The sequence below is a fragment of the Ligilactobacillus saerimneri genome (genome assembly GCF_036689625.1).
GTDB classification, from domain to species: domain Bacteria; phylum Bacillota; class Bacilli; order Lactobacillales; family Lactobacillaceae; genus Ligilactobacillus; species Ligilactobacillus saerimneri.
In genome coordinates this window covers 1,152,364-1,178,633 of record NZ_CP144759.1, presented here as the reverse complement: position 1 = coordinate 1,178,633, position 26,270 = coordinate 1,152,364, and the positions used below count along the sequence as shown (strand labels likewise).

The 26,270-nt window shown below is 40.4% G+C and carries 28 protein-coding genes and 2 pseudogenes; 23 read left to right on the top strand and 7 right to left on the bottom strand.

The window, feature by feature from the left end; translation table 11 throughout:
• Nucleotides 1-48: 48 nt before the first annotated feature.
• Both V3C97_RS05735 and V3C97_RS05730 read left to right on the top strand, forming a co-directional pair.
• Nucleotides 49-936 (top strand): restriction endonuclease, encoded by an 888-nt coding sequence (locus V3C97_RS05735; protein ID WP_338433985.1) that lies wholly within the window; start codon nt 49-51, stop codon nt 934-936.
• Nucleotides 937-952: 16 nt separating this feature from the next.
• The gene (locus V3C97_RS05730) at nt 953-1,363 is read left to right on the top strand and encodes a hypothetical protein (protein ID WP_338433984.1); all 411 of its coding nucleotides are present in this window, start codon (nt 953-955) and stop codon (nt 1,361-1,363) included.
• A gap of 22 nt (nt 1,364-1,385) precedes the next feature.
• Here the strand turns inward: V3C97_RS05730 and V3C97_RS07820 are convergent.
• Nucleotides 1,386-1,457: pseudogene (locus V3C97_RS07820) on the bottom strand (preprotein translocase subunit TatB); the annotation flags it as partial.
• Between the two features lie 469 nt (nt 1,458-1,926).
• Here V3C97_RS07820 and V3C97_RS05725 point away from each other — a divergent pair.
• From V3C97_RS05725 to V3C97_RS05695, 7 genes and pseudogenes are all read left to right on the top strand, one after another.
• A complete protein-coding gene (locus V3C97_RS05725) occupies nt 1,927-2,655 on the top strand; it encodes a class I SAM-dependent methyltransferase (RefSeq protein WP_338433983.1) in 729 nt (242 codons plus the stop codon).
• Nucleotides 2,656-3,011: 356 nt separating this feature from the next.
• Nucleotides 3,012-3,420 (top strand): annotated as a pseudogene (locus V3C97_RS05720) (hypothetical protein).
• A 244-nt stretch (nt 3,421-3,664) separates the two neighbouring features.
• Complete coding sequence (locus tag V3C97_RS05715; RefSeq protein ID WP_338433982.1) at nt 3,665-5,515, top strand: heavy metal translocating P-type ATPase; 1,851 nt, start codon at nt 3,665-3,667, stop codon at nt 5,513-5,515.
• Between the two features lie 74 nt (nt 5,516-5,589).
• Nucleotides 5,590-5,820 (top strand): heavy metal-associated domain-containing protein, encoded by a 231-nt coding sequence (locus V3C97_RS05710; RefSeq protein WP_338433981.1) that lies wholly within the window; start codon nt 5,590-5,592, stop codon nt 5,818-5,820.
• Complete coding sequence (locus V3C97_RS05705; RefSeq protein ID WP_338433980.1) at nt 5,820-6,365, top strand: DNA-binding protein; 546 nt, start codon at nt 5,820-5,822, stop codon at nt 6,363-6,365. The genes V3C97_RS05710 and V3C97_RS05705 overlap by 1 nt, the downstream gene beginning before the upstream one ends.
• A gap of 19 nt (nt 6,366-6,384) precedes the next feature.
• Entirely contained in the window at nt 6,385-7,020 is a 636-nt protein-coding gene (locus V3C97_RS05700) for a Crp/Fnr family transcriptional regulator (protein ID WP_338433979.1), read from the top strand.
• Nucleotides 7,021-7,101: 81 nt separating this feature from the next.
• Nucleotides 7,102-7,695, top strand: a complete 594-nt coding sequence (locus V3C97_RS05695) for a uracil-DNA glycosylase family protein (protein WP_338433978.1) — start codon at nt 7,102-7,104, stop codon at nt 7,693-7,695.
• Between the two features lie 182 nt (nt 7,696-7,877).
• On the opposite strand, the gene V3C97_RS05690 is transcribed toward V3C97_RS05695, so the two are convergent.
• Both V3C97_RS05690 and V3C97_RS05685 read right to left on the bottom strand, forming a co-directional pair.
• Nucleotides 7,878-8,399 (bottom strand): hypothetical protein, encoded by a 522-nt coding sequence (locus tag V3C97_RS05690; RefSeq protein WP_338433977.1) that lies wholly within the window; start codon nt 8,397-8,399, stop codon nt 7,878-7,880.
• 28 nt (nt 8,400-8,427) lie between these two features.
• Nucleotides 8,428-9,294, bottom strand: a complete 867-nt coding sequence (locus V3C97_RS05685) for a Cof-type HAD-IIB family hydrolase (RefSeq protein ID WP_009550749.1) — start codon at nt 9,292-9,294, stop codon at nt 8,428-8,430.
• Nucleotides 9,295-9,463: 169 nt separating this feature from the next.
• Here V3C97_RS05685 and V3C97_RS05680 point away from each other — a divergent pair, with 169 nt between their 5' ends.
• The 4 genes from V3C97_RS05680 to V3C97_RS05665 all read left to right on the top strand — a co-directional run bounded on the left by V3C97_RS05680 (nt 9,464) and on the right by V3C97_RS05665 (nt 13,541).
• Nucleotides 9,464-10,159 carry a uracil-DNA glycosylase gene (locus V3C97_RS05680; RefSeq protein ID WP_338433976.1) on the top strand — a complete coding sequence of 232 codons (696 nt, stop codon included), beginning with the start codon at nt 9,464-9,466 and terminating at the stop codon, nt 10,157-10,159.
• Nucleotides 10,160-10,197: 38 nt separating this feature from the next.
• Nucleotides 10,198-11,184, top strand: coding sequence for a phosphate acetyltransferase (pta, locus tag V3C97_RS05675; RefSeq protein ID WP_268888993.1), 987 nt, complete (start codon nt 10,198-10,200; stop codon nt 11,182-11,184).
• A gap of 20 nt (nt 11,185-11,204) precedes the next feature.
• Nucleotides 11,205-11,678: a tRNA (adenosine(37)-N6)-threonylcarbamoyltransferase complex ATPase subunit type 1 TsaE gene (gene tsaE, locus V3C97_RS05670; protein WP_338433975.1), complete on the top strand. Its 474-nt coding sequence runs from the start codon at nt 11,205-11,207 to the stop codon at nt 11,676-11,678.
• Nucleotides 11,679-11,828: 150 nt separating this feature from the next.
• A complete protein-coding gene (locus V3C97_RS05665; RefSeq protein ID WP_338433974.1) occupies nt 11,829-13,541 on the top strand; it encodes an IS1182 family transposase in 1,713 nt (570 codons plus the stop codon).
• 3 nt (nt 13,542-13,544) lie between these two features.
• Here V3C97_RS05665 and V3C97_RS05660 read toward each other — a convergent pair whose 3' ends face one another.
• Nucleotides 13,545-14,078: a 3'-5' exonuclease gene (locus V3C97_RS05660; RefSeq protein WP_338433973.1), complete on the bottom strand. Its 534-nt coding sequence runs from the start codon at nt 14,076-14,078 to the stop codon at nt 13,545-13,547.
• Nucleotides 14,079-14,240: 162 nt separating this feature from the next.
• On the opposite strand from V3C97_RS05660, the gene murB reads away from it, so the two are divergent.
• Complete coding sequence (murB, locus tag V3C97_RS05655; RefSeq protein ID WP_338433972.1) at nt 14,241-15,149, top strand: UDP-N-acetylmuramate dehydrogenase; 909 nt, start codon at nt 14,241-14,243, stop codon at nt 15,147-15,149.
• 37 nt (nt 15,150-15,186) lie between these two features.
• On the opposite strand, the gene V3C97_RS05650 is transcribed toward murB, so the two are convergent.
• Nucleotides 15,187-15,849: a DUF1361 domain-containing protein gene (locus tag V3C97_RS05650; RefSeq protein ID WP_009550738.1), complete on the bottom strand. Its 663-nt coding sequence runs from the start codon at nt 15,847-15,849 to the stop codon at nt 15,187-15,189.
• A 158-nt stretch (nt 15,850-16,007) separates the two neighbouring features.
• On the opposite strand from V3C97_RS05650, the gene cdaA reads away from it, so the two are divergent.
• The 4 genes from cdaA to glmS all read left to right on the top strand — a co-directional run bounded on the left by cdaA (nt 16,008) and on the right by glmS (nt 21,384).
• The gene (gene cdaA, locus V3C97_RS05645; protein ID WP_338433971.1) at nt 16,008-16,850 is read left to right on the top strand and encodes a diadenylate cyclase CdaA; all 843 of its coding nucleotides are present in this window, start codon (nt 16,008-16,010) and stop codon (nt 16,848-16,850) included.
• A complete protein-coding gene (locus V3C97_RS05640) occupies nt 16,847-17,962 on the top strand; it encodes a CdaR family protein (protein ID WP_338433970.1) in 1,116 nt (371 codons plus the stop codon). The genes cdaA and V3C97_RS05640 overlap by 4 nt, the downstream gene beginning before the upstream one ends.
• Before the next feature lie 21 nt (nt 17,963-17,983).
• Entirely contained in the window at nt 17,984-19,339 is a 1,356-nt protein-coding gene (glmM, locus tag V3C97_RS05635; RefSeq protein WP_268888996.1) for a phosphoglucosamine mutase, read from the top strand.
• Between the two features lie 224 nt (nt 19,340-19,563).
• Nucleotides 19,564-21,384 (top strand): glutamine--fructose-6-phosphate transaminase (isomerizing), encoded by a 1,821-nt coding sequence (gene glmS / locus V3C97_RS05630; protein ID WP_338433969.1) that lies wholly within the window; start codon nt 19,564-19,566, stop codon nt 21,382-21,384.
• A gap of 43 nt (nt 21,385-21,427) precedes the next feature.
• Here the strand turns inward: glmS and V3C97_RS05625 are convergent, their stop codons facing one another.
• On the bottom strand, nt 21,428-21,679 hold the full coding sequence (locus V3C97_RS05625; RefSeq protein ID WP_009550728.1) for a hypothetical protein: 252 nt from the start codon (nt 21,677-21,679) through the stop codon (nt 21,428-21,430).
• Nucleotides 21,680-21,963: 284 nt separating this feature from the next.
• Here V3C97_RS05625 and V3C97_RS05620 point away from each other — a divergent pair, with 284 nt between their 5' ends.
• The 4 genes from V3C97_RS05620 to V3C97_RS05605 all read left to right on the top strand — a co-directional run bounded on the left by V3C97_RS05620 (nt 21,964) and on the right by V3C97_RS05605 (nt 24,803).
• Nucleotides 21,964-22,290: a hypothetical protein gene (locus V3C97_RS05620; protein ID WP_009550726.1), complete on the top strand. Its 327-nt coding sequence runs from the start codon at nt 21,964-21,966 to the stop codon at nt 22,288-22,290.
• Nucleotides 22,291-22,430: 140 nt separating this feature from the next.
• Nucleotides 22,431-23,297, top strand: a complete 867-nt coding sequence (gene fba / locus V3C97_RS05615) for a class II fructose-1,6-bisphosphate aldolase (RefSeq protein WP_216543428.1) — start codon at nt 22,431-22,433, stop codon at nt 23,295-23,297.
• Between the two features lie 127 nt (nt 23,298-23,424).
• Nucleotides 23,425-24,102: a VIT1/CCC1 transporter family protein gene (locus V3C97_RS05610; RefSeq protein WP_009550722.1), complete on the top strand. Its 678-nt coding sequence runs from the start codon at nt 23,425-23,427 to the stop codon at nt 24,100-24,102.
• Between the two features lie 17 nt (nt 24,103-24,119).
• Complete coding sequence (locus V3C97_RS05605) at nt 24,120-24,803, top strand: VIT1/CCC1 transporter family protein (RefSeq protein ID WP_009550721.1); 684 nt, start codon at nt 24,120-24,122, stop codon at nt 24,801-24,803.
• A 143-nt stretch (nt 24,804-24,946) separates the two neighbouring features.
• On the opposite strand, the gene V3C97_RS05600 is transcribed toward V3C97_RS05605, so the two are convergent.
• Nucleotides 24,947-25,456: a DUF1836 domain-containing protein gene (locus V3C97_RS05600; protein ID WP_338433968.1), complete on the bottom strand. Its 510-nt coding sequence runs from the start codon at nt 25,454-25,456 to the stop codon at nt 24,947-24,949.
• A 134-nt stretch (nt 25,457-25,590) separates the two neighbouring features.
• On the opposite strand from V3C97_RS05600, the gene trhA reads away from it, so the two are divergent.
• The gene (trhA, locus tag V3C97_RS05595; RefSeq protein ID WP_338433967.1) at nt 25,591-26,223 is read left to right on the top strand and encodes a PAQR family membrane homeostasis protein TrhA; all 633 of its coding nucleotides are present in this window, start codon (nt 25,591-25,593) and stop codon (nt 26,221-26,223) included.
• The last annotated feature ends 47 nt before the right edge of the window (nt 26,224-26,270 follow it).

Below are 26,270 nucleotides of genomic sequence, written 5' to 3'. Positions count from 1 at the left end.
CTCGACGTATAATATTAATAAAAGAAGATCATTAAGGTAGGTAGCAGAATGGCAAATCGACAAATCAATATTGAAAATCTAACGATGAACGAAGTACTTAAATCAATGCATCGGTTAGGCGGGCAGGTTACTAGGAAAGAAATACGTCAGGACATTCACGATAACTCAAATGCTATTTCAGAGGATGAAGTAGATAAAATTAAGGTTTCTAAAAAGACGGGGAATAAATACAGTCCGTTTGCGTGGACGCTTAATTATGCCGTTAAGTATCTGATTATGACTGGGTATCTTACACAAGATGGACGACTACTTGAGTTATCAGAAAAAGGCCGCAATGTTGAACTGTCTTCCTTTGATGGTGCCCGTGATGTTCGTCCAATAGTTGAAAAGATGCTTACTAAACAAAAACAAAACAAGGCATCTGACTCTGAAAAAACCAACATTGGAGATAGTGACGATTCAGATGAAATGGAAGAACCGTGGCGTCAACAGTTATTGGATGCATTGATGAAGATGAATCCTAAAAAATTCGAATTCTTTTGTCGTGGGTTACTTACCAAAATGGGGATAGATGTCGACGATGAAAAAGGGGTTCAATATATAGCTGATGGTGGTATTGACGGTTTTGGTTATGTTCGTTCAGACGATTACCGGACAACACGGGTTGCACTGCAAGCTAAGCGATGGCATGGTAAAGTGTCGGCACCCGAGATTGATAAATTTCGTGGGGCAATGGATAAGTTTAACGCTGAATTTGGTATTTTTATTACTAATTCAGATTTCACCAGGGAAGCGGTTAAAACAGCTCGGGAGGGAACTCGAATTATCACATTGATTAATGGCGATCAGATCTGTGATTTAGTAGCTAAATATAACTACTATGTTGAACCAGTGACGACTTACCGCTTGAAGGATTTTTACCTGTATAAGGATTAAATTAATGAGGAAAATCATGAAATTTATTCAGTACAATTTAGCTGGAAAAGCCGTTGAGCAATATTCTTGTGACTTTGATCAGCTAAAGGCTAATCCAATTGGCGAAAAAATTAGAGTAACAATGGACGACGGTAAAATATGTGTTGGATTTTGGGATACTTTTCTTGGGCAAGGAAAAGTTCAAACAGCCGAAATTAGTCAGTATGATTTGGATGAAGAAACTTCTAAATTAAGAAGCTTCAATAGCATAGTAACTTTTGTCCCGACAAGCAGAATTACTAAACTTGAAGCAATTTTACATAGTAATCCACGCTGGGGTACGGGACCGACTAACAAGTTTGAGTTTCCTAAACCAGTAAAAATAGATTCTGAACTAGATCCATTTAAAAACTGGCCTATTAAAATAACACCCAACCAAAATAGCTGAGTGCTGTATTGCCGGATTATTTTCACATATTAACCCTAATTACTTCACCATCTTTAAACGTGAACTCCATGTAGCGTTGGAAGATGGTGATTTTTTATCAAGAGGTGGTCCATTTTTTAAACTTGATGAGGCCCCCTGGTAGATTTGGAAGAAGATTTAAATATTCTTCAGGTTGGAGAGATTGATGTTGTGATCGTTTTCCTATTGCAGTAGCTGTTCGCGTTGCTTTCGTAAAGCCTGGACTTGATCGGTTAGTTGAGTAACGTTCTTATTGTGTGTATGCCCATCTTAAGTCGTGAAGCCATCCTGGATTTTTGTGCTGATAGTAAATGACACGGGAAATAATAGCTGGTTGATTGTTTTCCTAATAGTATTACGGAACTTATCCTATAATTTTTGACGCGCTACAGTATAGGTTTTTTAGAAAGGTAATGAGGAAATCAAGTTGCGTGAAGTCGGAATTGACCGAGCACTTTAGAGCGAGAGATGCTTCTTGTCTGAAGGACAAGAAGATGAAGTCGCTAAAAAGTTTAACAAATCAGAAGTTGTGGAGGTAATTATCAATGAGAAATATTTACGATAATAGTGAATTTTTTGCCGCATATGCGGAAATGGGAAGAAGCAAATATGGTCTGAAAGCTGCTGGAGAGTGGCATCAGTTGCAACCGTTATTCCCTAAATTACAGGGAAAAAAAGTTTTGGATTTAGGATGTGGTTACGGTTGGCATTGCAAATATGCCGCACAAATGGGAGCTACTGAAATTCTTGGTATTGATAGTAGTCAAAAAATGATTGCAAAAGCAGTAGCTATTAACTCTGATGACAAAATCAAGTATAAAGTTTGCGGTGTTGAAGAATACATTTATCCTGAAAATACTTATGACCTAGTTGTTTCTAACCTGGTACTGCACTATATCGAAAATTTAGCTAATATTTATCAAAAGGTGTATTACACATTAAAAGTAGGTGGGTATTTCCTATTCAATATTGAACATCCGACTTTCACCGCAGGTGTTAATGAGGATTGGATTTATGATGAAAATGGGAAACCTAAATATTGGCCAGTCGACAATTACTATTACACAGGAGAAAGAGAAACCAATTTTCTTGGTCAACGAGTAATTAAACAGCACCACACATTAACGCAGATATTGAATCCTCTTATAAAATGTGGTTTTCAAATTGAAATCATTGAGGAAGCAATGCCTCCGGCAGATATGATGGATATGCCGGGAATGTGTGATGAAATGCGTAGACCTATGATGTTGTTGGTTAAGGTTAAAAAGGTTTAATAAACAACTTCCAGTTTCACGCTTTGATTTTTTAGATATGTTTCCTCATTTGATACGCGGGTTTTCGATATGTTTCCACAAACAGCCGGACGGCGTGATTATGTTTTCCACTGTCTCGGGGCATGTCGAGTCCGTAACGGTCCTTGAACGTGCAGAAAAATAGGTTATAAATGCCGGCGTAACGGCATTTTTAGGTAATAGGAAGTGTACTAATTTCTCTTTCGGTGATTGGAATTAGTACACTTTTTGCTTGTTGAGCTAGAGGGTCGAGTGGACAACGTGCTGGATTTTTAGGTTGTGTAGATAAGTGTCCGCTTTGGGGAGTTGAGTTGGTTAAGTTGATGAGAGAAGCGGTAATGGTTGACTATATTGCAAAAATTAAACTAATAAATGCGGATAAAATTGAAACACAGGCGCATGGAATAGCAACATTCAGTGGAAATGGTAATAGCCTTCATATTCATGTGGAAATGTTTGATACGCCTGCCAATATTGAACATTGGGAACATTCCCCATGATGGTTACCCGGTTGCAGATAAATACGGTCATTATGAATATGATAAGGATGTCCCATTAAAAGATTTACAAGCAAAATTTAAGCAAGCATTTGGTAGTGACGATCTTCAATTAGACAAACGAGTAGTTTATGTTCACGGTGTACCAGCGGATCTTAAATTGCCATCTAGCGCTGCCGGTAATGTTATGAGTTATGATGCACATACAACTTTGCCAATTGCTGCTGGAGAGATTAAATTGGCACATTAATTTTTATAGAACTGAAATTTGAAAGCTAGAGTCTATGCTTTTTGCATGGTTTCTAGTCTTTTTTTGTATATTCGCTCTTTTATTAAACGAAATTTACACGATAAAACTGTGATTTTTTGCTTAAAATATAAAAAGACACTAGTATCTTGATAACAGTCAAGTTATTTAAATTGTTTTTTACCTATGATATGTAGTGTCAAGAAAGGGAGAGGTAATGTAGTGTCAAGAAAGGAAGAGGTAAAAAATGATTAAGTTACAACAATTTTTTATGAGGTACAAAAAGCAGCTTTTGCTTGTTAATACTATTCTGCTGTTGCTTGCTGAAGGATCTAAATGGCTATTGCACATGAATTTACCATACCAGGCTTTAATGCTTATCGTGGGGATTGTCGGAGTGCTTCCAATTGTTTTGACGGCTATTTCATCTTTAAGGGTTAAATTAGTTTCTATTGATGTTTTAGTATCGCTAGCGGTAATCGGTGCCTTCATTATTGGTGAATTTAATGAAGCAGCCATTGTTACTTGGCTATTCATGTTAGGAGATGTACTGGAAGAATTAACCCTAAAGAAAACGCGGTCAGCCGTCGCTGATTTAACCAAAATGGCACCACAGACTGCGTTAGTTGTTCAAGATGATGGCTCAACTGAGAAAAAAGACGTCGATTTCATTGATCCTGGTGAGAAGATTTTAGTTAAAACTGGTGATCAGGTTCCAGTCGATGGCAAGGTTATTTCAGGTTCTGGTTATCTTAATGAAGCCAGTGTTAACGGTGAATCTAAATTAGTTAATAAAAAAGCCGGTAATGAAGTATATGCAGGAACTATCCTTGAAAACGGTACATTGACTGTCGAAACTACCGCAGTCGGTGAAGATACGACTTTCGGTAAAATTATCGAAATAGTTGAAGAAGCACAAGATACAAAGTCACATACAGAAAAGTTAATTAACCGGTTTTCCAAATATTACACTCCTGCCGTACTTATAATTGCAATCGTTATAGGTTTAATTACTAAAGACCTTAGGCTGGCTGTTACAGTTATGGTGCTGGGTTGCCCAGGTGCTTTAGTTATTGGTGTGCCAGTATCTACAGTTGCTGGTATCGGTAATGGTGCTAAAAATGGCATTATGTTTAAAGGGTCGCAAGTGATGGACCAAACTCATCGGATTGATGAAATTGCTTTTGATAAAACCGGCACTTTGACTATCGGACATCCAGAAGTTAGTGCAATTGAGGTATTAAATGGTTCCAAAGATGAAATTATTAAATTAGCTGCTCAAATTGAGCGTCAAAGTAATCACCCCTTAGCTCAGGCAATTGCCAAATTAAATAAAGAAAAGCCAGCTTCAATTAAAGTGGACACTGTTAAGGGTAAGGGAATCATCGCTACTTTAAATAATCAAAAATATTATTTAGGTAACCAAAAATTCATTGTTGAAAACACTCGTGCCAATGCAAAATTGGGTAAAACAATTGATCATTTGAGTCAATTAGGTAATTCAATTGTCACTTTTACCAATGAGGACCAAAGTCAATTAGCTGTTTTTGGCATTAAAGACCAATTGCGCCCAGAAGCTAATGATGCTTTAACCCACTTAAAAGAATTAGGGGTTAAGAAGATCGTGATGCTTTCTGGAGACAATCAAGAAACTGCTGAACGAATTGCGACGAAGTTGCCAATCGATGAAGTTCATGGTCAAATGTTGCCACAAGACAAGGCAGCTTTTGTTAAAAAAGAAAGAACTAAGGGACACCATATTGCTTTTATTGGTGATGGGATCAATGATAGTCCGGCCTTAGCTAATGCTAATGTTGCAATTGCCGTTGGTAGTGGAGCAGATGTTGCCATTGACGTTTCAGACATCGTTTTAGTTAAAAATGACTTGCGAAAGATCGCTTATGCCCTTGGATTATCCAAGAAGACAATTTTGAACATGAGTGAAAATATCGTGATGGCTTTACTGACAGTCTTATTGTTGTTCATCGGTTTGTTTGCGGGTTATGTTGAAATGGCAAGTGGGATGTTTATTCATGAATTTAGCATCTTAATTGTTATCTTGAACGGGATGCGATTAATTAAATTTCAACAAAATTGACGATCATCAAGTTTATAATCAGCAAAACAAAGTATCATTAGATATGTAAATTAATAAGGAAGGGGAATTTAATCATGGAAAAAGTAATGATGAAATTATCTGGCATGACCTGTCCTTCATGCTTAAGCAAAATTGAAAGGGCGGTTGGTAGTTTGGATGGAACCGACCAAATCAAAGTTTTATTCAATGCAGGTAAGCTAAAATTTACGTTGGATCCTGATAAGACTAAAATTGTTGACGTCAAGACAGCTATTGAAAAAATGGGTTATGAAGTACAAGAAATTAAGGAAAAGGAGCTTAACTGATGAATGCAGAAGAAAAATACCAGGCGGAATTGAAGCAAAGCGACCTTGATCACCATCAGCCAACGGCAGCTGCCATGACTGGTCACATTATTTCTAACTTGTTAATCCATTCTTTAAAGATTAACCAAGCTAACTTATTTGCTAAAGGATCTGCTAGTCTTTTTTTAGCCGAAAAAGCTGCTGGTTGGATTGCTTATGAACGTCAGGAATTTGACCAATTGAATCACTTATTGGTTAATAATGGTGAAAGTATTCCAACAATTACAGCTCAATTTAAGGAATATACTATGTTAGAAGAAGATGGAAGTAGTAAATATTTAGCAGGTGATGAACAACTGTTTGCCTTGGTAAAAGATTTTGATACGCAAACGCTCTTCATTACTAAGGCAATTGCTTTAGCTAACAATGAAAGTTGGCCAGAATTATCTGCTAATTTAACTAATTTAATGGCTTGGATTAAGGAGCAAATTCGGGTAACTCAAGACTTCTTAGGTCATGAACTAAAAGAAGGATTGTATGTCGAAGACGACGATGATGACTTTTAATTAAAGGACGATGAATTTAATGGCTGATTTATGTGTTAACTTAGTACCACTATTTAATGCTTTACCTCAGGATGAGAAGATACAAATCGAAAAATTGGTTCAGCATAAAAACTATCAAAAGGGTGAAGTGATAATTGATCCAACGATAAATGATAATTTAGTAATTGTCGCTGATGGTAACGCTAAGCAGTACACCTTAGATGAAAACGGCTATGAGAATGTTTTGCAAATCTTGCATACGGGTGATTATATTGGTGAGGATTGGCTTTTTGGTCAAGAAAATATCAATAATTACGTCGAGGCTACGGAACACAGTGAAATTTGTTTATTAAAACGGCAGGATCTACTAAAACTGATGCATAAACAGCCAGAATTAAGTATTCGATTATTGGAACTAAATATTGCTAAAGTTTTGGAAATGCAAAAACAAATTCACTTGTTGGCTTTGCCGAAGGTTGAAGACCGGTTATTAAAGTATTTACAAACATATGCAGATGAAATTGGTAAAAACAATTTTACCTTACCCTTAAAAATGAAGGACTTAGCCTTATACCTTGGAACAACACCTGAAACTCTGTCTCGTAAATTTGCTTTATTAGAAAAGCAAGGTCAACTGAAGCGTCAATTACGTCGAATTGAATTATTCGAAAATTAGTTTAATTAGGTAATCATTGCTTAGTTGATAATATACACGTTATATCAGTTTAGAAAATAAGAGAAAGGTGGGTCATATTATATGCAAAGCGAATTTCAAAAAATTTTTCAAGAAATTCAAGCAGATCCTGATAATGAATCTTTTACAAAGCAAGGGATCAAGCCACTTTACTATGCTTCTTCATCTGCCAGAATAAATATCATTGGTCAAGCACCAGGACGAATTGCCCAAGAAAAAATGAAATTCTGGGATGATCCTAGTGGTGATCGTCTTCGGACCTGGTTAGGGGTTTCGAGAGATGTTTTCTATAATTCTGGAATGATTGCAATTTTACCAATGGATTTTTATTATCCCGGAAAAGGTAAGTCTGGTGATCTCCCACCGCGTAAAGGATTTGCTCAAAAGTGGCATCCACAGCTATTGAAATTAATGCCTGATATTCAGTTAACCATTTTAGTGGGCGCTTATGCAACGAGGAGGTACCTTCATCTAAGGTACAAAGATCGGTTGACTGATATTGTCAGGGACTATCAGCAATACCTGCCAGACTATTTTCCAATCGTTCATCCGTCACCACGAAATAAAATTTGGGAGGCAAAAAATCCATGGTTCGAGGAGCAGGTAATTCCAGACCTGCAAAGAAGAATTCAAATAGCTCTGAATAAGCAAGAGTAATTGACTAATTAAGATATTAAAGTCGGATAACGGTATTATTTCTTGGGAAATAATGCCGCTATTTATTTTTAGAAGCTGGTAGGGATTAACCATGAATTAGAAAGAGCAAAAGAAAATATAATATAAAGCAAAACCAGGTGCCATGGTTCATGCCGTGGCACCTGGTTTGTAGGTATTAGTATTCAGTTAAAACTTGCGCGCCAATGATGGCTCTTAATAGATTTGGTTTGGCGCTTACCATTGTGAGCCCAGTAGTCTAGAATAGCAGCAATACATAGGCAGAAAGGTTCATCTTCCTCATGGGTAATGGTAAATTCAAGGTCAGTCCCACTCGTACCAGCAACTTCTGTAATCTGCATGATGAGTTCACGGCCATGGAAAACACGGTAGTTGAAGGTCATTAAGTTACCAATTACCAACCAGTTAAGTTGTTTAACAAAAATCATATCCCGCCCAACACCATAGTGACGGCGTAAAGAACCAATTTGGCGGTTACCCTGGTATAACTCAAATTTTGGAAAGACACCTAAAGAGCGTTGCTTAATCTCTGCGGCGAGACGTCCGTCAATATGGTAGAGAGACAGCACTCCTTGGCGTGAACCCCAGGCTCCCATCAAAGTATAGATGACGTTATTATTGCTGTCCTTCACCACGGTAGTTCCCTGTAATGAAAACTGTCTCCGACGTGCATAAAGTTGGCGCATAGCGTCACCTCCTCTTCATCCGTGGCTATTAGTCGAGTGTCAGAGCTTTTTCAATGGCCTTGGCTACTCCGTCAGCAGTATTAATATCTGTAATGTAGTTAGCTAGTTTTTTAACTTCAGTTGAGCCATTCCCCATTGCAAAACTGACCCCGGCTACTTTGAGCATTGGAACATCATTGTTGTTGTCGCCAACTGCCATCACGTTATCCAGCGGGATGTTGAGACTATCGGCAAATGTAGCTAGGGCGTGCCCCTTATTGGCATCTTTGATATTGACCTCGATGTTGTTGGATGACGATGAGGTGATGGATAAAGGTCCAAATGTTAACATTTCTTGCTTGATTGGATCTAAAACTTGGGGGCCATCAGCGCTGAAACCAACAATTTTGAGAATAGAAAGATGCGGATCAGTCAAGAGATCAAAGTAGCTATCTGTGTACTGGATGTTCATGATCTCCATCCGTGCAGAAGCCAGGGAAACAGCTAGTTTGAAAGGTGTGTCTACGTTGACGTTAGCTAGCAGTTGAGCAAAGTTTTCGATTCGACTGGCTTTATTATCAGAATAGGTTCCCCTAGAGGTCACCACTTCGCAGTAAAGATGGTTTTTCTTAAAGCTCCGAATAACCCGGGCAGCTAGTTCTTTTGGAATCGGAGTAGCTGAGAGTTGCTTACCTGCTTCATCAAAAACCTGGGCCCCGTTGATGGTAATCATAGGGCAAGTGATCCCAGCTTCCTGAAGGAGAGGCCAAGCTTCCTTGCGCTCCCGCCCAGTTGCAACTACGAAGTGGACCCCTTGAGCTTGGGCTTTTTTGATAGCAGCCGCATTTTGGGGTGAGATGGTCATCTTATCATTTAATAAAGTTCCGTCCATATCCGATGCAATAATCTGAATCATACTAACGCCTCGCTTCTTTTCTCTGAATTAATGCTTACCTTTATTTTACCACAAAAAATAGTTGGTCTTTTCTTTCCTGGATTGTATTGATGATAACAATTTGGCGGTCCATACTAATGTGCTAAAATCATAGCACGGCATGTGGTAGAATGAGGAGCGAGGTGGTAGCTTGAAAGAATTAATCCATAACGACTGGCAGGAAGTTTTAGGGCCAGAATTTGCCAAAGCATATTATGCGAAATTACATGATTTTTTGAAGAGTGAGTACCAACACTATTTGATTCATCCTGACATGTATCATATTTTTGAAGCGTTTGAACTTACACCTTTTTCCCAGGTAAAAGTAGTCATTTTAGGTCAGGATCCGTATCATGAACCCCACCAGGCACATGGGCTAAGCTTTTCTGTTTTACCAGGGGTCAAGATTCCGCCATCACTGGTCAATATCTATCAAGAACTGGAAAGTGATTTGGGGATCAAGCCGGTTAATCATGGCTACCTAGAAAAATGGGCTCGCCAAGGGGTCTTAATGCTCAATTCGGTCCTTACAGTGCGCAATGGTCAGGCTTTTTCGCATCGGGGGAAAGGCTGGGAGCAGCTGACTGACCGAGCAATCCAACTTTTATCCGAGCGTCCTGATCCCGTAGTTTTTATTCTGTGGGGACGGGCCGCCCGCAATAAGATTAGCTTGATTGACACCCAACGCAACGTTGTGATTGAATCAGCTCATCCCAGTCCTTTGTCGGCATACCGCGGTTTCTTTGGCTCACGTCCATTTTCTAAGACTAACGCTGCGTTAGTGGCAATGGGGAAAGAACCAATTGACTGGCAGTTACCGGAACATGTGGACTTGCCAGTGGGCTAATAAACATTAACGATATTTTTATTCAAGGAGATAAAACAATGAAACTTTTTGATACTTTAAAAGCGAAGATTAAACCAGTGCAGCCACGGATCGTATTTCCGGAAGGAACAGAACCCCGGGTGTTAGCGGCTGCTTTGCGCTTGGCAGCCGACGGTTTGGTCCGTCCGATGTTGTTGGGCAACAAGGCTGCAATTACTGCTGCGGCAGAAAAACTAGCTCTGCCAGGTTTAGAGCAAAGTGAGATTATTGATCCACAGACTTATCCAGAAGAAGCTTATCAAGCAATGGTAACGGCTTTTGTTGAGCGACGGAAGGGCAAGAATACGCCTGCTGAAGCAGAGAAAATTTTACGGGATGAAACCTACTTTGGGACGATGCTGGTGTACATGGGGCAAGCTGATGGCTTAGTTTCTGGCGCTGTTCATTCCACTGGTGATACTGTTCGTCCAGCTTTGCAGATTATCAAGACGCAGCCAGGGGCAAGTCGGATTAGCTCTTCGTTCTTGATGATGCGTAACGATGAACAAGAAAAATACATCATGGGGGATGCGGCGATTAACGTTGATCCCAATGCCCAGGAACTAGCTGAAATAGCCCTCCAAAGTGCTGCAACTGCAAAGTTGTTTGGGATGGAACCTCGCGTGGCAATGTTGAGTTTTTCAACCAAAGGTTCAGCGCAAGCACCAATGGTAACTAAAGTTCAAGAAGCAACCAAGTTGGCTCAAGAAATGGATCCTGAACTACAAATCGACGGTGAATTACAGTTTGATGCTGCCTTTGTCCCAAGTGTGGGTGAACGGAAGGCACCAGGTTCAACGGTTGCAGGACATGCTAATGTATTTATTTTCCCCGAATTACAGTCGGGTAACATTGGTTATAAGATTGCTCAGCGCTTAGGGGGATTTGAAGCCATTGGACCAATTTTGCAGGGAATGGCTAAACCAGTATCTGATCTTTCCCGAGGAGCAAGCACAGAGGATGTCTACAAGGTAGCAATTTTGACGGCTGCCCAGTCATTGATGTAGATATAAAGGGAGCGTGACGAATGGAATATACGACTACGGATGCAGCAGGTACCCAAGCAGTAGGAGCTGCGTTAGCCCCCTTACTTCAAGCTGGTGATGTGATCTTGCTGGATGGAGACTTAGGTGCGGGCAAGACGACTTTTACAAAGGGAGTAGCAGCTGGTTTAGGTATTCACCGCAATGTTAAGAGCCCAACGTTTAACTTGATCAAGGAATATCATCAAGGACGGTTACCGTTGTACCATATGGATGTCTACCGGCTTGAAGGGGTTGGCGGTGCTGATTTGGGATTGCAGGAATACTTTAACGGATCAGGGGTTTCTTTAGTTGAATGGTCACAGTTTGTTGCTGAAGATCTCCCCCAGGATTTTTTGATGATTCATCTCCAAAAAGATGACGATGATTTTGACCGGCGCAAGATCATTTTTGTTCCACATGGGGATAGGTATGCTACTCTGGTAGACCAGTTAGCACAACAATTGTATACGAATTAAAAAAGAGAGGCTGGGAAAAAACTCCTAGTCCAAAATAAAAACCGGATGATGAATTTTTTGAACAATTCATCATCCGGTTTTTATGTACACAGGAAATCGTTCCTGATATGATGTAATTACCCCTAAAAACAACCAAAGGGAGCGATTTTCATGTATCAAAATTATACCATAGGGCAAACCGAATTCGTACTAAACTATAACTATGATTTACCACGGAATCATGTTGCACGATTAATTAGTGATTTTGTCGACTCGATTCCACAAGATGTGCTATTAGAAGATTCGGGAGCGGCTACTGGTCGCCCTTCATCACATCCAGCAATTATGCTTAAGATTCTCTTGTTTGCCTACTCACGTCAAACTTATTCTGGAAGAAAGATTGAAATGATGTTGGATGAGAACTTGCCAATGCGTTGGTTAGCCCATGATTATACTTATAGCTACCATACCATCAATAACTTTCGACGCAGTCAGCACGCTAGTAAGCTAATTAAACATGCCTTTGTCTACTTTACCATGGCTTTGAAAGATCACGGACTAATTCAAAATGATGCAGTTTTTATCGATGGGACCAAGGTGGAAGCCGATGCCAATAAATATTCATTTACTTGGCGGCGGACGGTTGAAAAGTATCACGCTAAGTTAAGAGAAAAGACGAGTAAGCTTTATGAGGAACTAGTAGAAAAACAAGTGGTGCAAGAAATGGCACCCGAGCTGGTTACTTCTGCCGAAGGCATGGAAGTAATGGAACAAGAACTTGCGGAGAAAATCACTAAGTTAGATGAAGAGATTAAGCAAGAACCAAAAATCATCAAAGGTGGTTCAGTTAGAAAACGGCGCCGTCGTTTTCTAAAAAAACTTCGCCATCAATTAAGCAACGACCTAATTCCGCGTGCCAAAAAGTATGAACGTGCCGAAGATATCTTCCAAGGTCGTAATAGCTATTCCAAGACTGATCATGATGCGACTTTTATGTGTATGAAGGAAGATCCGATGATGAATCGGGAGTTAAAGCCCGGCTATAACCTGCAAATCGCTACACATAAGCAATTTGTCCTTGATTACGGGCTCTTTTCAAATCCAACTGACACCAGGACCTTAGTGCCATTCCTTACACAGTTTCATGCTTTAGATTTCTTTAAGCATATCGTTGCCGATGCCGGTTATGGTAGTGAGTACAATTACACAATGATTCTTGATCAGTTTGAAAAGCAGCCTGTTATTCCATACACAACTTATCAAAAGGAACAGAAACATAAATTTAAAAACGATCCAACTAAATCACAAAATTGGCAGTATAATGCCGAAGATGATTACTACATCGATCATTTAGGAGTTCGCTTTAGCTTTTATCGGTATAGTAGGCGAACCGATAAATATGGTTTCGAACGTGATTTCAAACTCTATCGAGCGGATAAGCACCAACTGTCAGAACAATTGGATGAGTTGGCAAAAACACCAAGTGGTCGGCAACGCTATATGCAGGTTAACCTAACGTGGAATTATTACAAGGCTAAAGTAAAAGCAACCCTCTCAAGTGACGAAGGCAAGGCAATTTATCGTCGACGAAAGTTCGACGTTGAGCCAGTCTTTGGTCACATGAAGAGGGATTTTGGCATACGCCGAACTCATCTACGCGGACAACGGGCTGTGGAAAATGACATTGGGCTAGCCTTGATGGCATTAAATCTAACGAAATTTGGTCAATCAATTAGTCGATTGGCGACTAATTTTATAAATAATTTAAAATCCGGACTACGATTTTTGAATCGATCAAAAATCGTAGTCCGGATTTTACTGTTAGAGAACCAAGAATTAATAGTTAATTCCCAGCCCCCTCTCAGTCGTTTATGTGTGGTGTAGCTACTAGGCAGGCTTGATAAAGTTTTGAATAATTTGAGGATCAAAGTGTTGGGCCTGGTAGAGCAGGATGGCAGCACAAGCGTGACAGTCGTCCAGGGCATTGTGGTGGTTAGTAAGCTCGATGCTTAATTGCTTTGTGATCGTAGGCAGTTTGTGGTTGGGTAAGTCAGGGAAAAAGAATTTACTAGTCTTGACGGTATCCAAGGTAAGAAAATGCGGTTCAGGAATATTGTAGAGGTTAGTCGTGGCTTTAAGGACACTGACATCAAAGGGAGCATTATGGGCAACGATTAAATTATCTGGTGTAAATAGTCCCTGAATGTGGGGCCACAATTCTACAAATGATGGTGCCTTAGCAACATCGGCGGCAGTGATCCCGTGAACGCGGGTATTGCGCCAGAAAAAATCCCCCTGGGGTTTGATTAGTGAATAAAATTGATCGACAATTTGACTATTGCGGACAATTGTTAATGCAATAGAACAGGGGCTATTGCGCTTAGGGTTAGCAGTTTCAAAGTCTAAGGCAATAAAGTTCATGGCGTTCTTCCTTTCTGACAATATTGTTTATATAATAACATGGAAACAATAACTAAAGAACTGTAAAGATTTAAGCGCAAGCAGACATAGATGTGATAAGATAACGGTACTGTGCTAAAATTGATCATGCATAAGATCGATATGATGAGGAATTAAGTAATAATGAAGCAAGCTGAAGTAATTTACAATGAGTTAATTAAAACAATTGATATCAAACAAGACGAATTACTGTCGAAATATACTAATACTAAAACGGGTGGGCCAGCTGATTATTTGGCTTTTCCTAAGAGTGTAGCAGAAGTTAAGCAACTATTAGCAATGGCGAACGAGGCGAATTTACCACTGACGATCCTGGGAAATGCCAGCAATTTAATCGTCCGTGATGGTGGGATTCGTGGTTTAGTTTTGATTTTGACGGAGATGAACCAGATTACGGTCCAAGGAGATATTGTTACTGCCCAAGCAGGAGCATCTATAATTGCGACTACCGAACTAGCTTACCGTGCTGGACTGACCGGTTTGGAATTTGCAGCCGGTATTCCGGGGAGTGTCGGAGGTGCCGTCTTTATGAATGCTGGGGCTTACGGTGGTGAGATCAAAGAGGTGGTCGCAACTGTAACTGCCTTGACACCAGCAGGCAAAGTAGTAACTTATCGAAATGAAGAACTTGATTTTGGGTACCGGCATTCGCGGATTCAAGAAGAAAATGACATCGTTTTGGCAGCTACTTTTAAGTTAAGTCCTGGTTGTAAAGAAGATATTCGGGCGGAAATGGATCGGTTGAACTTCTTGCGGGCATCTAAACAACCGTTGGAATATCCTTCTTGCGGGAGCGTTTTTAAACGACCAGTGGGACATTATACCGGAAAATTGATCCATGATGCTGGGTTGCAGGGCTTTCAAATTGGCGGGGCCCAAGTGTCGACTAAGCATGCAGGCTTTATCGTGAATGTAGCTGGAGCTACGGGCCAAGACTATATTGACGTTATTCACCATATCCAAGCGGTGATCAAAGAAAAATTTGATGTTGATTTGGAAACCGAAGTTCGCATTATTGGGAGCGATAAATAATAAAAGGCGTGTTCTGAAGTGAGCACGCCTTTTATTATTAATTGAATTGTTGTAACGAATGCCGATAAATTTCCATACAAATCCAAACAGCCATTTGGATAATAAAGAAACTTACGATGAAAATTAATGCCTTTAGATCCCACATTTGCGCAATTTTTTGGAGAGCCCATTGTGGTTCAAAAATCAGATAAATGGAATGGAGGCGAAGAAAACGTCCGATGAAGACCCCAATGGCAGAGAAAAAATTGAAAATAGCTACCAAGCTGTAACAAAACAAACGACTAGGCTGATGTAAACGGATGGCAACGAGGTGGGCAACATAATCAAGGCTCCACATCCCCATCAGGGTACAGCCGAGAGCTGCTAAAACCAGGTCAGCAAAGTTTTTCCATAGATCAAAGTGGAACATCATCAAATTAGTCTGCGGGTCGTATGGATTGACTCGGGCAAGGTGGTAGAGGTCAGTTAACAAGTACGGTGCGTTGGGATAAAAGAGCGCCCATACCAAAAAGAACAGCCAGAATACCCAGCGGTTTTGTTTGCTATGCATGTGCATAGCTAACTCAATAGGAATATATGCCAGAAAAGTATTGAGCAATAAGAAGCTATAAAACGAGTTGACCCGATAAACAAAAAAGTAAATGTAAATCATGTAAACAACAAAGATCGTTCTTACTAACCATTGACTAGTCTGCTTCATAAATACCACCTCATTAGCAAGACTTATTATGATCATTGTAGCAGAATTTTTAGATTAGTTACCATAATTAGCTTGGTTTTAGCGGGATTTTTGAGATTGTCATATAGGCTGTCATGTTCCGTGCTATAATGATGAAAGATAAAATTGGAGGGAAGGTCATGGCTATTGATTGGAACAGCATTTTAAATTGGCATACCCTAGTCAATTTAGTGGACATCATGGTCGTGTGGTACGTCATTTACAAACTGATGATGCTCCTACGCGGGACCAAAGCTGTCCAACTCTTTAAGGGTGTTGTGGTTATTTTAGTAATCAAATTGATTGCCTGGTATTTTAACTTAGAAACGGTTTCGTGGATTATGGACCAGATAATCAACTGGGGGATTATTGCAATCATCGTTATTTTCCAGCCTGAAATTCGGCGCGGGTTGGAACATCTCGGACGGGGCTCACTTTTTGTTAAATCCCGCCGGGGGAATGCCGTTGAAGTTCATATGGTTGACGCTTTGGACCAGGCAATTCAATATATGTCGAAGCGGCGGATCGGGGCTTTGATCACCATTCAAATTAATACGGGCTTAGATGAATATATCGAAACTGGAATTCGGTTAGATGCTGATATTTCAGGTGCGCTGTTGATTAATACTTTCATTCCGAATACACCATTACATGACGGGGCGGTTATTATCAAGGATAACAAGATTGCGGTTGCAGCTGCATACCTACCTTTATCCGAAAGTAACTTGATTCCCAAAGAATTGGGAACTAGGCACCGAGCAGCCGTCGGAATTAGTGAAGTGACGGATGCGTTGACAATTGTGGTTTCGGAAGAAACTGGGGGAGTTACGATTACCAAGAATAGCGAATTACTACGGGATTTGACCCGGAATGATTATCTTAAACTCCTCAAAAATGAGCTTATTCCTAAAGAGGATGAGCGGAATAGTAACGGTTTGACCAGCTTTATTGAAGGGGTATTCAAAGGAGGGCGCAGACGATGAAACACCGTATGAGTATTTTTAACACCCGGCTCTTTTATCGGATTGTTGCCTTGATTTTCGCGATCTTGCTATTTGTATATGTTAATTTCGGTCACTTGAGTTCGACCAGAGATGCTAACAATACCGGGACGGGAACCGATGGGATGCTGATGTCAACTAAATCAGTTACATTGACGACAGATCTCAAAGTCAATCTCGATAGCGACAAATATTTTGTTAGTGACTATCCAGAAAAAGTTAAGGTCAAGATTACTGGGCCAGCTGCTATGGTCAAGACAGTTCAAAACACCCGTAATTTTGATGTCTATGCTGACTTGAATGACTTAGGGATTGGGAGACATACGGTTAAGTTGAAGACTTCTGGTTTAAACCAGGAACTCAATGTTAAAGTGATTCCTGAAGAAGTAACTTTTAATATTCGTAAACGCAAGTCGGTTACTCTGCCAATCCAAGTTCGCTACGATGATGATCAGATCGCTAAGGGGTATGCAGTCAGCAAGGCATACGCTAATACGCAAGTAGCTCAGGTGACTGGGGCAGTTAGTGATGTGAACCGGATTGACAGCATTGTTGCCGATGTAGCCTTGCCAAGTGGGCTCAAAGATAACTACTCACGGAGCGTCATGCTGCGGGCCTTAGACGCGAATGGTAAGACCTTAAACGTCAACATTGCGCCTGAAACTGCACGAGTGACGGTACAGGTTTATCGCGCAACTAGCACCAAGGAAGTAAATATTAAACTGGTTACTAGTGGCCAGGGAATTGCTGGTAAACAATATGACTTAACTTCAGCGACGACAAAGGTTACACTACATGGAACCAAAGCGGCCCTGCAAAAGATTGATGTACTTGAGGTGCCTGTTTCAATCAATGGTATTAGTCATACAGTTACGCAGACAGTTCAGCTGGATCCAAGAAAAGATGGGATAACGACAGTTGAACCTGGGAGCATTTCTGTTAAAATTAGTGTCAGTGATAGTGGTAGCGATATCGTGGCAGCTACAACTTCTGCCGATAAAGCCAATAGTAGCGCCAAAGATAGTGGCAGTAGTTCAGCAACAGAAGATACAACGACTAGTGGTACATCTGGTAGCACTAGTAATGATAATTGAATTTTAAGGAGTAAATGAGTTATGAAGTATTTTGGTACAGATGGTGTCAGAGGGATTGCCAATAAGACGTTAACACCGGAATTGGCCTTTCGTTTAGGTCGGTGTGGGGGTTATGTTTTGACTCAGCACGCTAAGGATGATAAGCGTGCACCTCGTGTTTTAGTAGCCCGTGATACCCGGATTTCTGGACAAATGTTAGAACAAGCACTAATTTCAGGCTTGCTTTCTGTGGGGATTGAAGTCTTTTCATTAGGGGTGATTACGACTCCTAGTGTGGCTTATCTGGTTCGGTTGCAAGATGCTGATGCCGGAATTATGATTTCAGCTTCCCACAACCCTGCTGAAGACAACGGAATCAAGTTTTTCGGGGGCGATGGCTATAAGCTGTCAGATGACCAAGAAGAAGAAATCGAAGCCCTCTTGGAAAAGGAAACCGATGACTTACCACGGCCACAAGCTGAAGGTTTAGGGGTTCTCAATGATTATCGTGAAGGGGCTCTTAAATATACACAATTCTTAGAACAAACGATTCCTGATGATTTAGAAGGCATGCGGATTGCGGTTGATGGGGCCAACGGGTCTACGTCTGCCTTAGTTTCACGTTTGTTTGCTGACCTCAATGCTGACTTTGAAACAATGGCGGTTAACCCTGACGGTTTGAATATCAATAAGGGGGTTGGTTCAACCCACCCGGAAGCACTGGCTAAATTTGTCTTAGAAACTGAAGCCCAAGTTGGGGTGGCGTTTGATGGTGATGGTGACCGGTGCATTGCCGTGGATGAAAAGGGCAATATCATCGATGGTGACAAGATTATGTACATCTGTGGGAAGTACATGAGTGAACGTGGCCGTCTGAAAAAGGATACAATTGTAACAACTGTGATGTCCAACCTAGGATTGTACAAAGCCATGGAAGAGCATGGATTACACTCGGTTAAGACTAAAGTTGGTGACCGGTATGTTGTGGAAGAAATGCGTAAGAGTGGTTACAACGTTGGGGGCGAACAATCTGGTCACGTGGTCTTTTTAGACTTCAATACAACTGGGGACGGAATGCTGACAGCATTGCAATTGCTCAATGTCATTAAGCAGACTGGTAAGCCACTTTCAGAACTGGCTGCTGAAGTGCCAACATATCCTCAGGAATTAATTAATGTTAAGGTGACTGACAAGAAGGCCGCTTTGGACAATCAAGCGATCAAAGATGTTATTGCTGATGTCGAAAAGCGGATGGCCGGTGAAGGTCGGGTCTTGGTGCGTCCTAGTGGGACACAAGACTTGCTTCGGGTCATGGCAGAAGCTAAAACTCCAGAATTGGTTCACGACTATGTCAGTGAAATTGTAGCCGTTGTTGAACGTGAAATGGGCGTTAAATAAATTTATTTAGAATGATTATTGGACTGGGTGAGAACAAAGTTTCCATCCAGTCTTTTTGTATACGATGAAAAAACTAGACCAATAATCTAGACCAATCTTTAAAAAGGTTGACATGGATATCTATAAATTGTATATTATTGGGGTCGCAAGCGGGTAATTATCGCTTGTATTGAACTAGACCAATTTTGAATATGGTTAATATATAGAAAAGGAAAAGATAAGATATGTGTGGAATTGTAGGAGTTACAGGTAGAGAAGATACTGTGGAAATTTTACTCCATGGTTTAGAAAAGCTAGAATACCGGGGCTATGATTCAGCAGGAATCTATGTCAGTGATGAACAAGGCGCTGACTACTTAATTAAAGAAAAAGGTAAAATTGCCGATTTGCGGGCAGAAATTGGTCCTGAAGTGCACGGGTTAGCCGGGATCGGACACACGCGGTGGGCTACTCATGGGATTCCTAATAAGGATAATGCCCATCCTCATTTTTCAGCGGATAAGCGCTTCTATCTGGTTCACAACGGGGTGATCGGGAACTTCAAACAGTTGCGTGAAGAATACCTCCAAGATGTTGACTTTAAGAGTGAAACAGATACCGAAGTCGTTGTTCAATTGATCGGTTACTTGGCTAAGAAAGACCACCTTAACGCCAAGGCTGCTTTCAAGAAGGCAATCAGCCTGCTTGATGATTCTTCATCATATGCTTTTGTCTTGATGGATCGGGAAGAACCAGGCAAAATTTTTGTGGCTAAAAAGAAGAGTCCACTCTTGATTGGGATTGGCGAAGGCTTTAATGTGGTTTGCAGTGATGCAATGGCAATGCTTAATGTAACCCATGACTTTATTGAACTAGAAGACGGGGATGTAGTTGAAATCACTGCTTCTAAAATCAAGATTGAAGACGAAAATGATAAGTCAGTAGAACGTAACCAATTCCATGTGGATGAAGACGCTTCTGCTTCTGATAAGGGTGCTTATGAATTCTATATGTTGAAAGAAATTGATGAGCAACCAGCAGTAATGCATAAGTTACAGGCTGAATATTTTGATGAAGCAGGAAACGTGCAGATTGACGAAAAATTGCTGGCAGAAATAACCGCAGCTGATCGTTTATACATCGTAGCTGCTGGGACTAGTTATCATGCTGGGCTAGTTGGTAAGGAATTATTCGAAAAGATTACCCGGATCCCAACAGAAGTTCACGTTGCTTCAGAATTCGCATATAATCCACCATTACTGGCTCCTAAACCATTCTTTATCTTTTTAACGCAAAGTGGGGAAACAGCAGACAGCCGGGAAGTTTTAAAGCAAGTTAATAAGTGGGGCTACCCAAGTTTGACCATTACTAATGTGCCAAACTCCACTCTTTCACGCGAAGCTAGCCATACATTATTATTGTATGCTGGTCCAGAAATTGCCGTAGCTTCAACTAAGGCTTATACAGCGCAGATTGCTGTGGAAGCAATCTTGACTAAGGCTTTAGCTGAATACCAGGGATTAGAAACAGCCGCTAGTTTTGATGTAAAGAGCGAACTGACTAAAGTGGCTAATGCTATGCAAACAGCTGTTGACCAAAAGCATCAAGTGGAAAAGTTGGCTGCCGACTACTTAGCTACGACTAGAAATGCCTTCTATATTGGTCGGGCAATTGACTATGATGTGGCCATTGAAGCTGCTTTGAAGTTGAAGGAAGTTTCTTATGTGCAAACAGAAGGCTTTGCTTCAGGGGAATTAAAGCATGGGACAATTGCGTTGATTGAAGAAGGTACTCCGGTGATTGCAATTATCACAAATAAAGCAACTGCTGCTCATACTCGGAGTAATGTCCAAGAAGTGATTGCTCGGGGAGCTAATGTAATTACCATTGTAGCGGGTGAATTAGCCCAACCAGGTGATCAAATTGTCTTAGAAGATGTGCACCCATTGTTGACACCATTAGTTTCTATCGTTCCAGCACAGTTGCTGGCATACTATACAAGTAAGAACCGAGGCTATGATGTAGATAAGCCACGTAACTTAGCCAAGAGTGTTACAGTTGAATAAGCAAAAAAGGAAGTTGATGACTCAACTTCCTTTTTATATTCAACTATTCGTAACGTTCACGTAAGATGTTAATCCCAAAGTTTAGGACCCGTAAACAGAGATAGCAAATGGAACTGTCTAAGAAAAAGATGACTAATAAATATACGGGAATAATATACCAGTAGCCAGTTTGGAGCATTAGGGTCATCAAAGGGCTGAAAACAGATTTATGTTTAAATAATAACTTGATTGCATAAATAATAGTGGCAAAGATCCCCACACAGAGACTGAACTTGAATTGTTTTTTGTTAATCATAAAAACTGCTCCCTAGTGAATAATCATACATTTATTGTACCAGGAATTATTTCAGGAGAATAATATAAATTTATGTTTATTATATTGACAGCGCTTTCTTTAAGGGGTATAGTATAAAGCGTAGGAGGGATAGCCGTGATGGTTACTCTCTTTACGAATCAATTCTCTTTCTCTCTTATGCCAACCACTGTACTTGTACAGTGGTTTTCTTTTTTGGGATGATTTTGGTTTGTTATCAAAATAGGTATAATAGATGCAGATAAATGCTGAGAAGAGGTTAGATAATGCAGAGTGAAAAGAAACTAAAGAGTCATGAAATTTTGACCCTAATTGAGGAAATAACCCTTAACGACGGAGAAAAGTACTATGAAGTTTCGAATATGGTTCAAAATGGGCGGGCTGAGCTAGCAGCTGCTCGCGGATACATCAAGCAAGTTCGGATCCTCCAGTTGAATATTCCCCGATCACAAAATGTGATAACATATGAGCGGTATATTAATGAAAACTTTTTCATGCCGGATGAAAATCTGGATCATTTTGAACGCTGGAAACGAACGTCGGAAATGGATGAAATCGTTGAAAAGATTCTTCGCGAAAATCATATTGCTTAATAAACCTGATAAAAGCGGATAAATTTAGTTGTTTGTAAGCATCTTTTGTAAATTATTCTCTATTTTCAAAACAATTGTGGTAGAATGAACATGTACTCATTAGAGTAAGTTTAGATGTGAATTTTTTAGGAGGCTGTTTTATGTCAGTATTCGTAAACGGTAATGCTATTTACCAAGCTGCTCGTGAAGGTCACTACGCAGTTGGTGCATTCAACACTAACAACTTGGAATGGACTCAAGCTATTCTTCAAGCTGCCCAAGAAACTAACACACCTGTATTGATCCAAGTATCAATGGGTGCTGCTAAGTACATGGGTGACTACAAGTTTGTTAAGACTTTAGTTGAAGAACAAATCCGCATCATGGGGATCACTGTTCCAGTTATCATGCACTTAGACCACGGTAACTACGAAGCAGCTAAGGCATGTATCGAAGCAGGCTATTCTTCAGTTATGTTCGACGGCCACGACTTGCCATTCGAAGAAAACTTGGAAAAGACTGCAGAAATTGTTAAGTTAGCACATGCTAAGGGCATTTCTGTTGAAGCCGAAGTTGGTTCAATCGGTGGTGAAGAAGACGGTGTTGTTGGTGAAGGTGAATTAGCTAGCGTTGAAGAAGCTAAGCAAATCGCTGCTTTAGGCGTTGACTACTTGGCTTGCGGTATCGGTAACATCCACGGTCCATACCCAGAAAACTGGAAGGGTCTGCACTTTGACCGCTTACAAGAAATCGCTGAAGCAATCGACACTCCATTAGTATTGCACGGTGGTTCTGGTATTCCACAAGAACAAATCGAAAAGGCAATCAAGCTTGGTGTTTCCAAGGTTAACATCAACACTGAAAACCAATTGGCATTTGCTGCAGCAACTCGTAAGTACATCGAAGCTGGCAAGGACCAAGAAGGCAAGGGTTACGATCCACGTAAGTTACTTGCACCAGGTAAGCAAGCAATCGTTGATACTGTCAAGGAAATTATTGGCTGGTTAGGTACACCATCAGTTAAATAATTATTGCTAGCAGTTGCTAAAAGAGTCGTTTTTAAACGACTCTTTTTTAATTTGCTCTTGTAATTATCAATGATTAATTTATAATTTGTAGTAGATTATATTTTTTATAAATTAAGGAGCGGGATGTATGGGCAAAGAGAAAAGCACTTTAGCAGAAAAAATTAATGTTCTTCGAGCTGCTGTGATGGGGGCCAATGATGGCATTATCTCTGTTGCCGGAATTGTTTTAGGGGTTGCCGGAGCCAGTATCAGTAAATGGGGAATCTTGATCTCTGGTCTTGCTGGCATGTTAGCTGGATCAATTTCGATGGCGATGGGAGAATATGTGTCGGTACACTCGCAACGTGATGCACAAATTGCAGCTGTTGCGCGAGAGCAACATGCACTAGATACAGATTTTTCTGGCCAAGAACAATTTTTAAAAGATAAATTGTTACAAACGGGGATCAGTTCTCATTTGGCGGAGGCGGCAGTGGCAGAGATGTTAGCCAAGACGCCTCTGAAAACAATTGTACGCGAGAAATATGGTTTTGACTTAGAAAAGAAAATCAGTGCTTATGCAGCTGCATTAGCATCAATGATCGCATTTCCAACTGGGGCGGCCTTGCCATTATTGGCCATTTTGATTATTCCAACTACATATCGGATTTTAGGAACGATGGTAGCAGTGGTTATTGCTCTAATTTTGACTGGTTATTTTGCCGCTGTTTTGAGCCATTCCAGTAAGTTACACGGAACGATCCGCAACGTGGTATCAGGAATGTTAACGATGTTTGTGACCTACTTTTTGGGTAGAATGTTCTAGCAGCTAGGAGGATTAACATGAAAAAAGATGCGGAAAAGACAATGGAAGAAGAGATGAACGCGCTTCGGGCGGGAGTGCTTGGTTCAAATGACGGGATCTTATCCGTGGTGGGAGTGTTATTCTCAGTCGCAGCTGCAACAACTGATAGATTTACGATTCTGCTGGCAGGCTTATCTGCTTTGGTAGCGTGTGCCTTATCAATGGCAGCTGGGGAATATGCTTCGGTTAGTGTGCAGCGTGATACTGAAAAAGTGGCGGTGGCTGAAGAAAGACTCCGTTTGCAGAATGATCCTACTCAAGAACATACGGAACTGGTTGAATATTATGTGGACAAAGGAGTTAGTCACCATACGGCAGTAGCAATTGCTGATGAGTTATTGGCAAGTGATCGCGCCTTAGCAGTAATGGTCAACGTTAGAAATGGGTTTGAGTTAGACCAGTATTTAAGCCCGTGGGCTGCTGCTTTCTCATCACTGTTTTCAGCAGCGCTGGGCGGAATTTTTCCCCTGGCAGCAATGCTTTATGCTCCGGCAAATTTACGGTGGCAAACAACTATCTTGGCTGTAGTAGTATCAGTAGCTTTGACCGGGTTAATCAGTGCTAAGTTGGGAAAAGCCAATATGTTCCGCGCTATGCTCAGAAATATTGTGATCGGGATTATCACGATGGCAATTCACTATTACGTTGGCCAATTAATATAGAAAAATATGAGTAGGAATAACTTTTGCTCGTATTTATGGTTTGGACTTGCAGTTATTTCTCTGGTATCTGTGAGCTATTTAATGAATAAAAACGAGGCTAGAAGAAAGTTTTGCTTTCTTCTAGCCTCGTTTTGCATATACGGCTATCCTTGGGGAAGGTCGCTAATAAGCTTCTCACTAATTTTTTTGTATAAAACAGCTTGGATCGCGAATTGTTCTACAACGGGAATGGAGTCCTTAGGAGAAATGTTGCTGATGTCACCATCGACAATAGTGATCGTTGAAAGGAGCTCATTAAAATAATTAGCAAAGTGATCATATGCAATTGCACTGCCGTACTTAGCCTTGGTAAATTGAAGACCTGTTCGGACCGTATCAAGAGCATATACTGTTTTGAGCAAACTGATCACTAGCAATTCCGCCATATGTTCAGCTTGGTATTTCTTTTTGAGGGGTTTAGACATAATCTTCTTTTTTACATAGCTATTAACCATCGAGGGGGTGATTTTATTTCCAGTCAAAGGCTCAATATAACGATTGCTGAGACTGACTAATTGATCCATATACAAATTAAAATCTGGGAATTCGTGCCACAATGGCAATTGATGTTTCTTAAGTTCAGTCAAGATAGTTGTAATATTGGTTTCAGGCATGATCTTTACCTCCGATATTCTTAGTTAATATTATACCACCTTAATTGAGAGTAAAAGTTTATTATATTAAAGTTCCCTTGAACTAGATTTTAAAACTAGATATAATAAACTCAAAAAATAAAGAGGGAGATAGGATGCTAACAAAACGCGAGCAAATTATCAATGAAGTTTGGAGTGCCATTACCCATGGAGTAGGAGTGGCATTGGCGATTGCTGCTTTAGTACTTTTGGAAATTAAAGCGGCTGGCAATCATGCGCCCCTACAAGCAACTGTTTTTGCTATTTATGGGGTAACGTTAATTTTATTGTTTTTATTTTCAACGCTATTTCACAGCTTGTACTTTACGCGGGCAGCACGATTTTTTCAGATCTTGGATCATTGTAGCATCTACTTATTAATTGTTGGAACCTATACACCGTATTGTTTGCTTGCTATCCCGGGGCTGAAAGGGATCGTCATTTTGATCATGATTTGGAGCTTGGGGATTGGTGGTGCTCTTTACCATATTATTGGTAACAACCGGTCACAAGCAATCGAGACATTAATTTATATTGGAATGGGGTGGCTGTGCCTATGTGGTGGACGCCAGTTGTTCCAATCTTTGGGCATGACTGGATTATTGTTACTAGTTAGTGGGGGTATCTTGTATACAGTTGGTGCTTGGATATATAGTCGCAAGTGGGGGCGGTATAGTCATGTGTTGTGGCACTTATTTGTATTAGCAGGGGCTACTAGCATGTTTTTTTCATTATACTTGTATATTTAGGGAATAATTCATTATATTTGATATTCATTGCTTTTAATGATACATTT

Coding starts and splice junctions, on each gene's coding strand:
- V3C97_RS05735 (WP_338433985.1), top strand. CDS start 49: ATGGCAAATCGACAAATCAATATTGAAAATCTAACGATGAACGAAGTA.
- V3C97_RS05730 (WP_338433984.1), top strand. CDS start 953: ATGAAATTTATTCAGTACAATTTAGCTGGAAAAGCCGTTGAGCAATAT.
- V3C97_RS05725 (WP_338433983.1), top strand. CDS start 1,927: ATGAGAAATATTTACGATAATAGTGAATTTTTTGCCGCATATGCGGAA.
- V3C97_RS05715 (WP_338433982.1), top strand. CDS start 3,665: ATGATTAAGTTACAACAATTTTTTATGAGGTACAAAAAGCAGCTTTTG.
- V3C97_RS05710 (WP_338433981.1), top strand. CDS start 5,590: ATGGAAAAAGTAATGATGAAATTATCTGGCATGACCTGTCCTTCATGC.
- V3C97_RS05705 (WP_338433980.1), top strand. CDS start 5,820: ATGAATGCAGAAGAAAAATACCAGGCGGAATTGAAGCAAAGCGACCTT.
- V3C97_RS05700 (WP_338433979.1), top strand. CDS start 6,385: ATGGCTGATTTATGTGTTAACTTAGTACCACTATTTAATGCTTTACCT.
- V3C97_RS05695 (WP_338433978.1), top strand. CDS start 7,102: ATGCAAAGCGAATTTCAAAAAATTTTTCAAGAAATTCAAGCAGATCCT.
- V3C97_RS05690 (WP_338433977.1), bottom strand. CDS start 8,399: ATGCGCCAACTTTATGCACGTCGGAGACAGTTTTCATTACAGGGAACT.
- V3C97_RS05685 (WP_009550749.1), bottom strand. CDS start 9,294: ATGATTCAGATTATTGCATCGGATATGGACGGAACTTTATTAAATGAT.
- pta (WP_268888993.1), top strand. CDS start 10,198: ATGAAACTTTTTGATACTTTAAAAGCGAAGATTAAACCAGTGCAGCCA.
- tsaE (WP_338433975.1), top strand. CDS start 11,205: ATGGAATATACGACTACGGATGCAGCAGGTACCCAAGCAGTAGGAGCT.
- V3C97_RS05665 (WP_338433974.1), top strand. CDS start 11,829: ATGTATCAAAATTATACCATAGGGCAAACCGAATTCGTACTAAACTAT.
- V3C97_RS05660 (WP_338433973.1), bottom strand. CDS start 14,078: ATGAACTTTATTGCCTTAGACTTTGAAACTGCTAACCCTAAGCGCAAT.
- murB (WP_338433972.1), top strand. CDS start 14,241: ATGAAGCAAGCTGAAGTAATTTACAATGAGTTAATTAAAACAATTGAT.
- V3C97_RS05650 (WP_009550738.1), bottom strand. CDS start 15,849: ATGAAGCAGACTAGTCAATGGTTAGTAAGAACGATCTTTGTTGTTTAC.
- cdaA (WP_338433971.1), top strand. CDS start 16,008: ATGGCTATTGATTGGAACAGCATTTTAAATTGGCATACCCTAGTCAAT.
- V3C97_RS05640 (WP_338433970.1), top strand. CDS start 16,847: ATGAAACACCGTATGAGTATTTTTAACACCCGGCTCTTTTATCGGATT.
- glmM (WP_268888996.1), top strand. CDS start 17,984: ATGAAGTATTTTGGTACAGATGGTGTCAGAGGGATTGCCAATAAGACG.
- glmS (WP_338433969.1), top strand. CDS start 19,564: ATGTGTGGAATTGTAGGAGTTACAGGTAGAGAAGATACTGTGGAAATT.
- V3C97_RS05625 (WP_009550728.1), bottom strand. CDS start 21,679: ATGATTAACAAAAAACAATTCAAGTTCAGTCTCTGTGTGGGGATCTTT.
- V3C97_RS05620 (WP_009550726.1), top strand. CDS start 21,964: ATGCAGAGTGAAAAGAAACTAAAGAGTCATGAAATTTTGACCCTAATT.
- fba (WP_216543428.1), top strand. CDS start 22,431: ATGTCAGTATTCGTAAACGGTAATGCTATTTACCAAGCTGCTCGTGAA.
- V3C97_RS05610 (WP_009550722.1), top strand. CDS start 23,425: ATGGGCAAAGAGAAAAGCACTTTAGCAGAAAAAATTAATGTTCTTCGA.
- V3C97_RS05605 (WP_009550721.1), top strand. CDS start 24,120: ATGAAAAAAGATGCGGAAAAGACAATGGAAGAAGAGATGAACGCGCTT.
- V3C97_RS05600 (WP_338433968.1), bottom strand. CDS start 25,456: ATGCCTGAAACCAATATTACAACTATCTTGACTGAACTTAAGAAACAT.
- trhA (WP_338433967.1), top strand. CDS start 25,591: ATGCTAACAAAACGCGAGCAAATTATCAATGAAGTTTGGAGTGCCATT.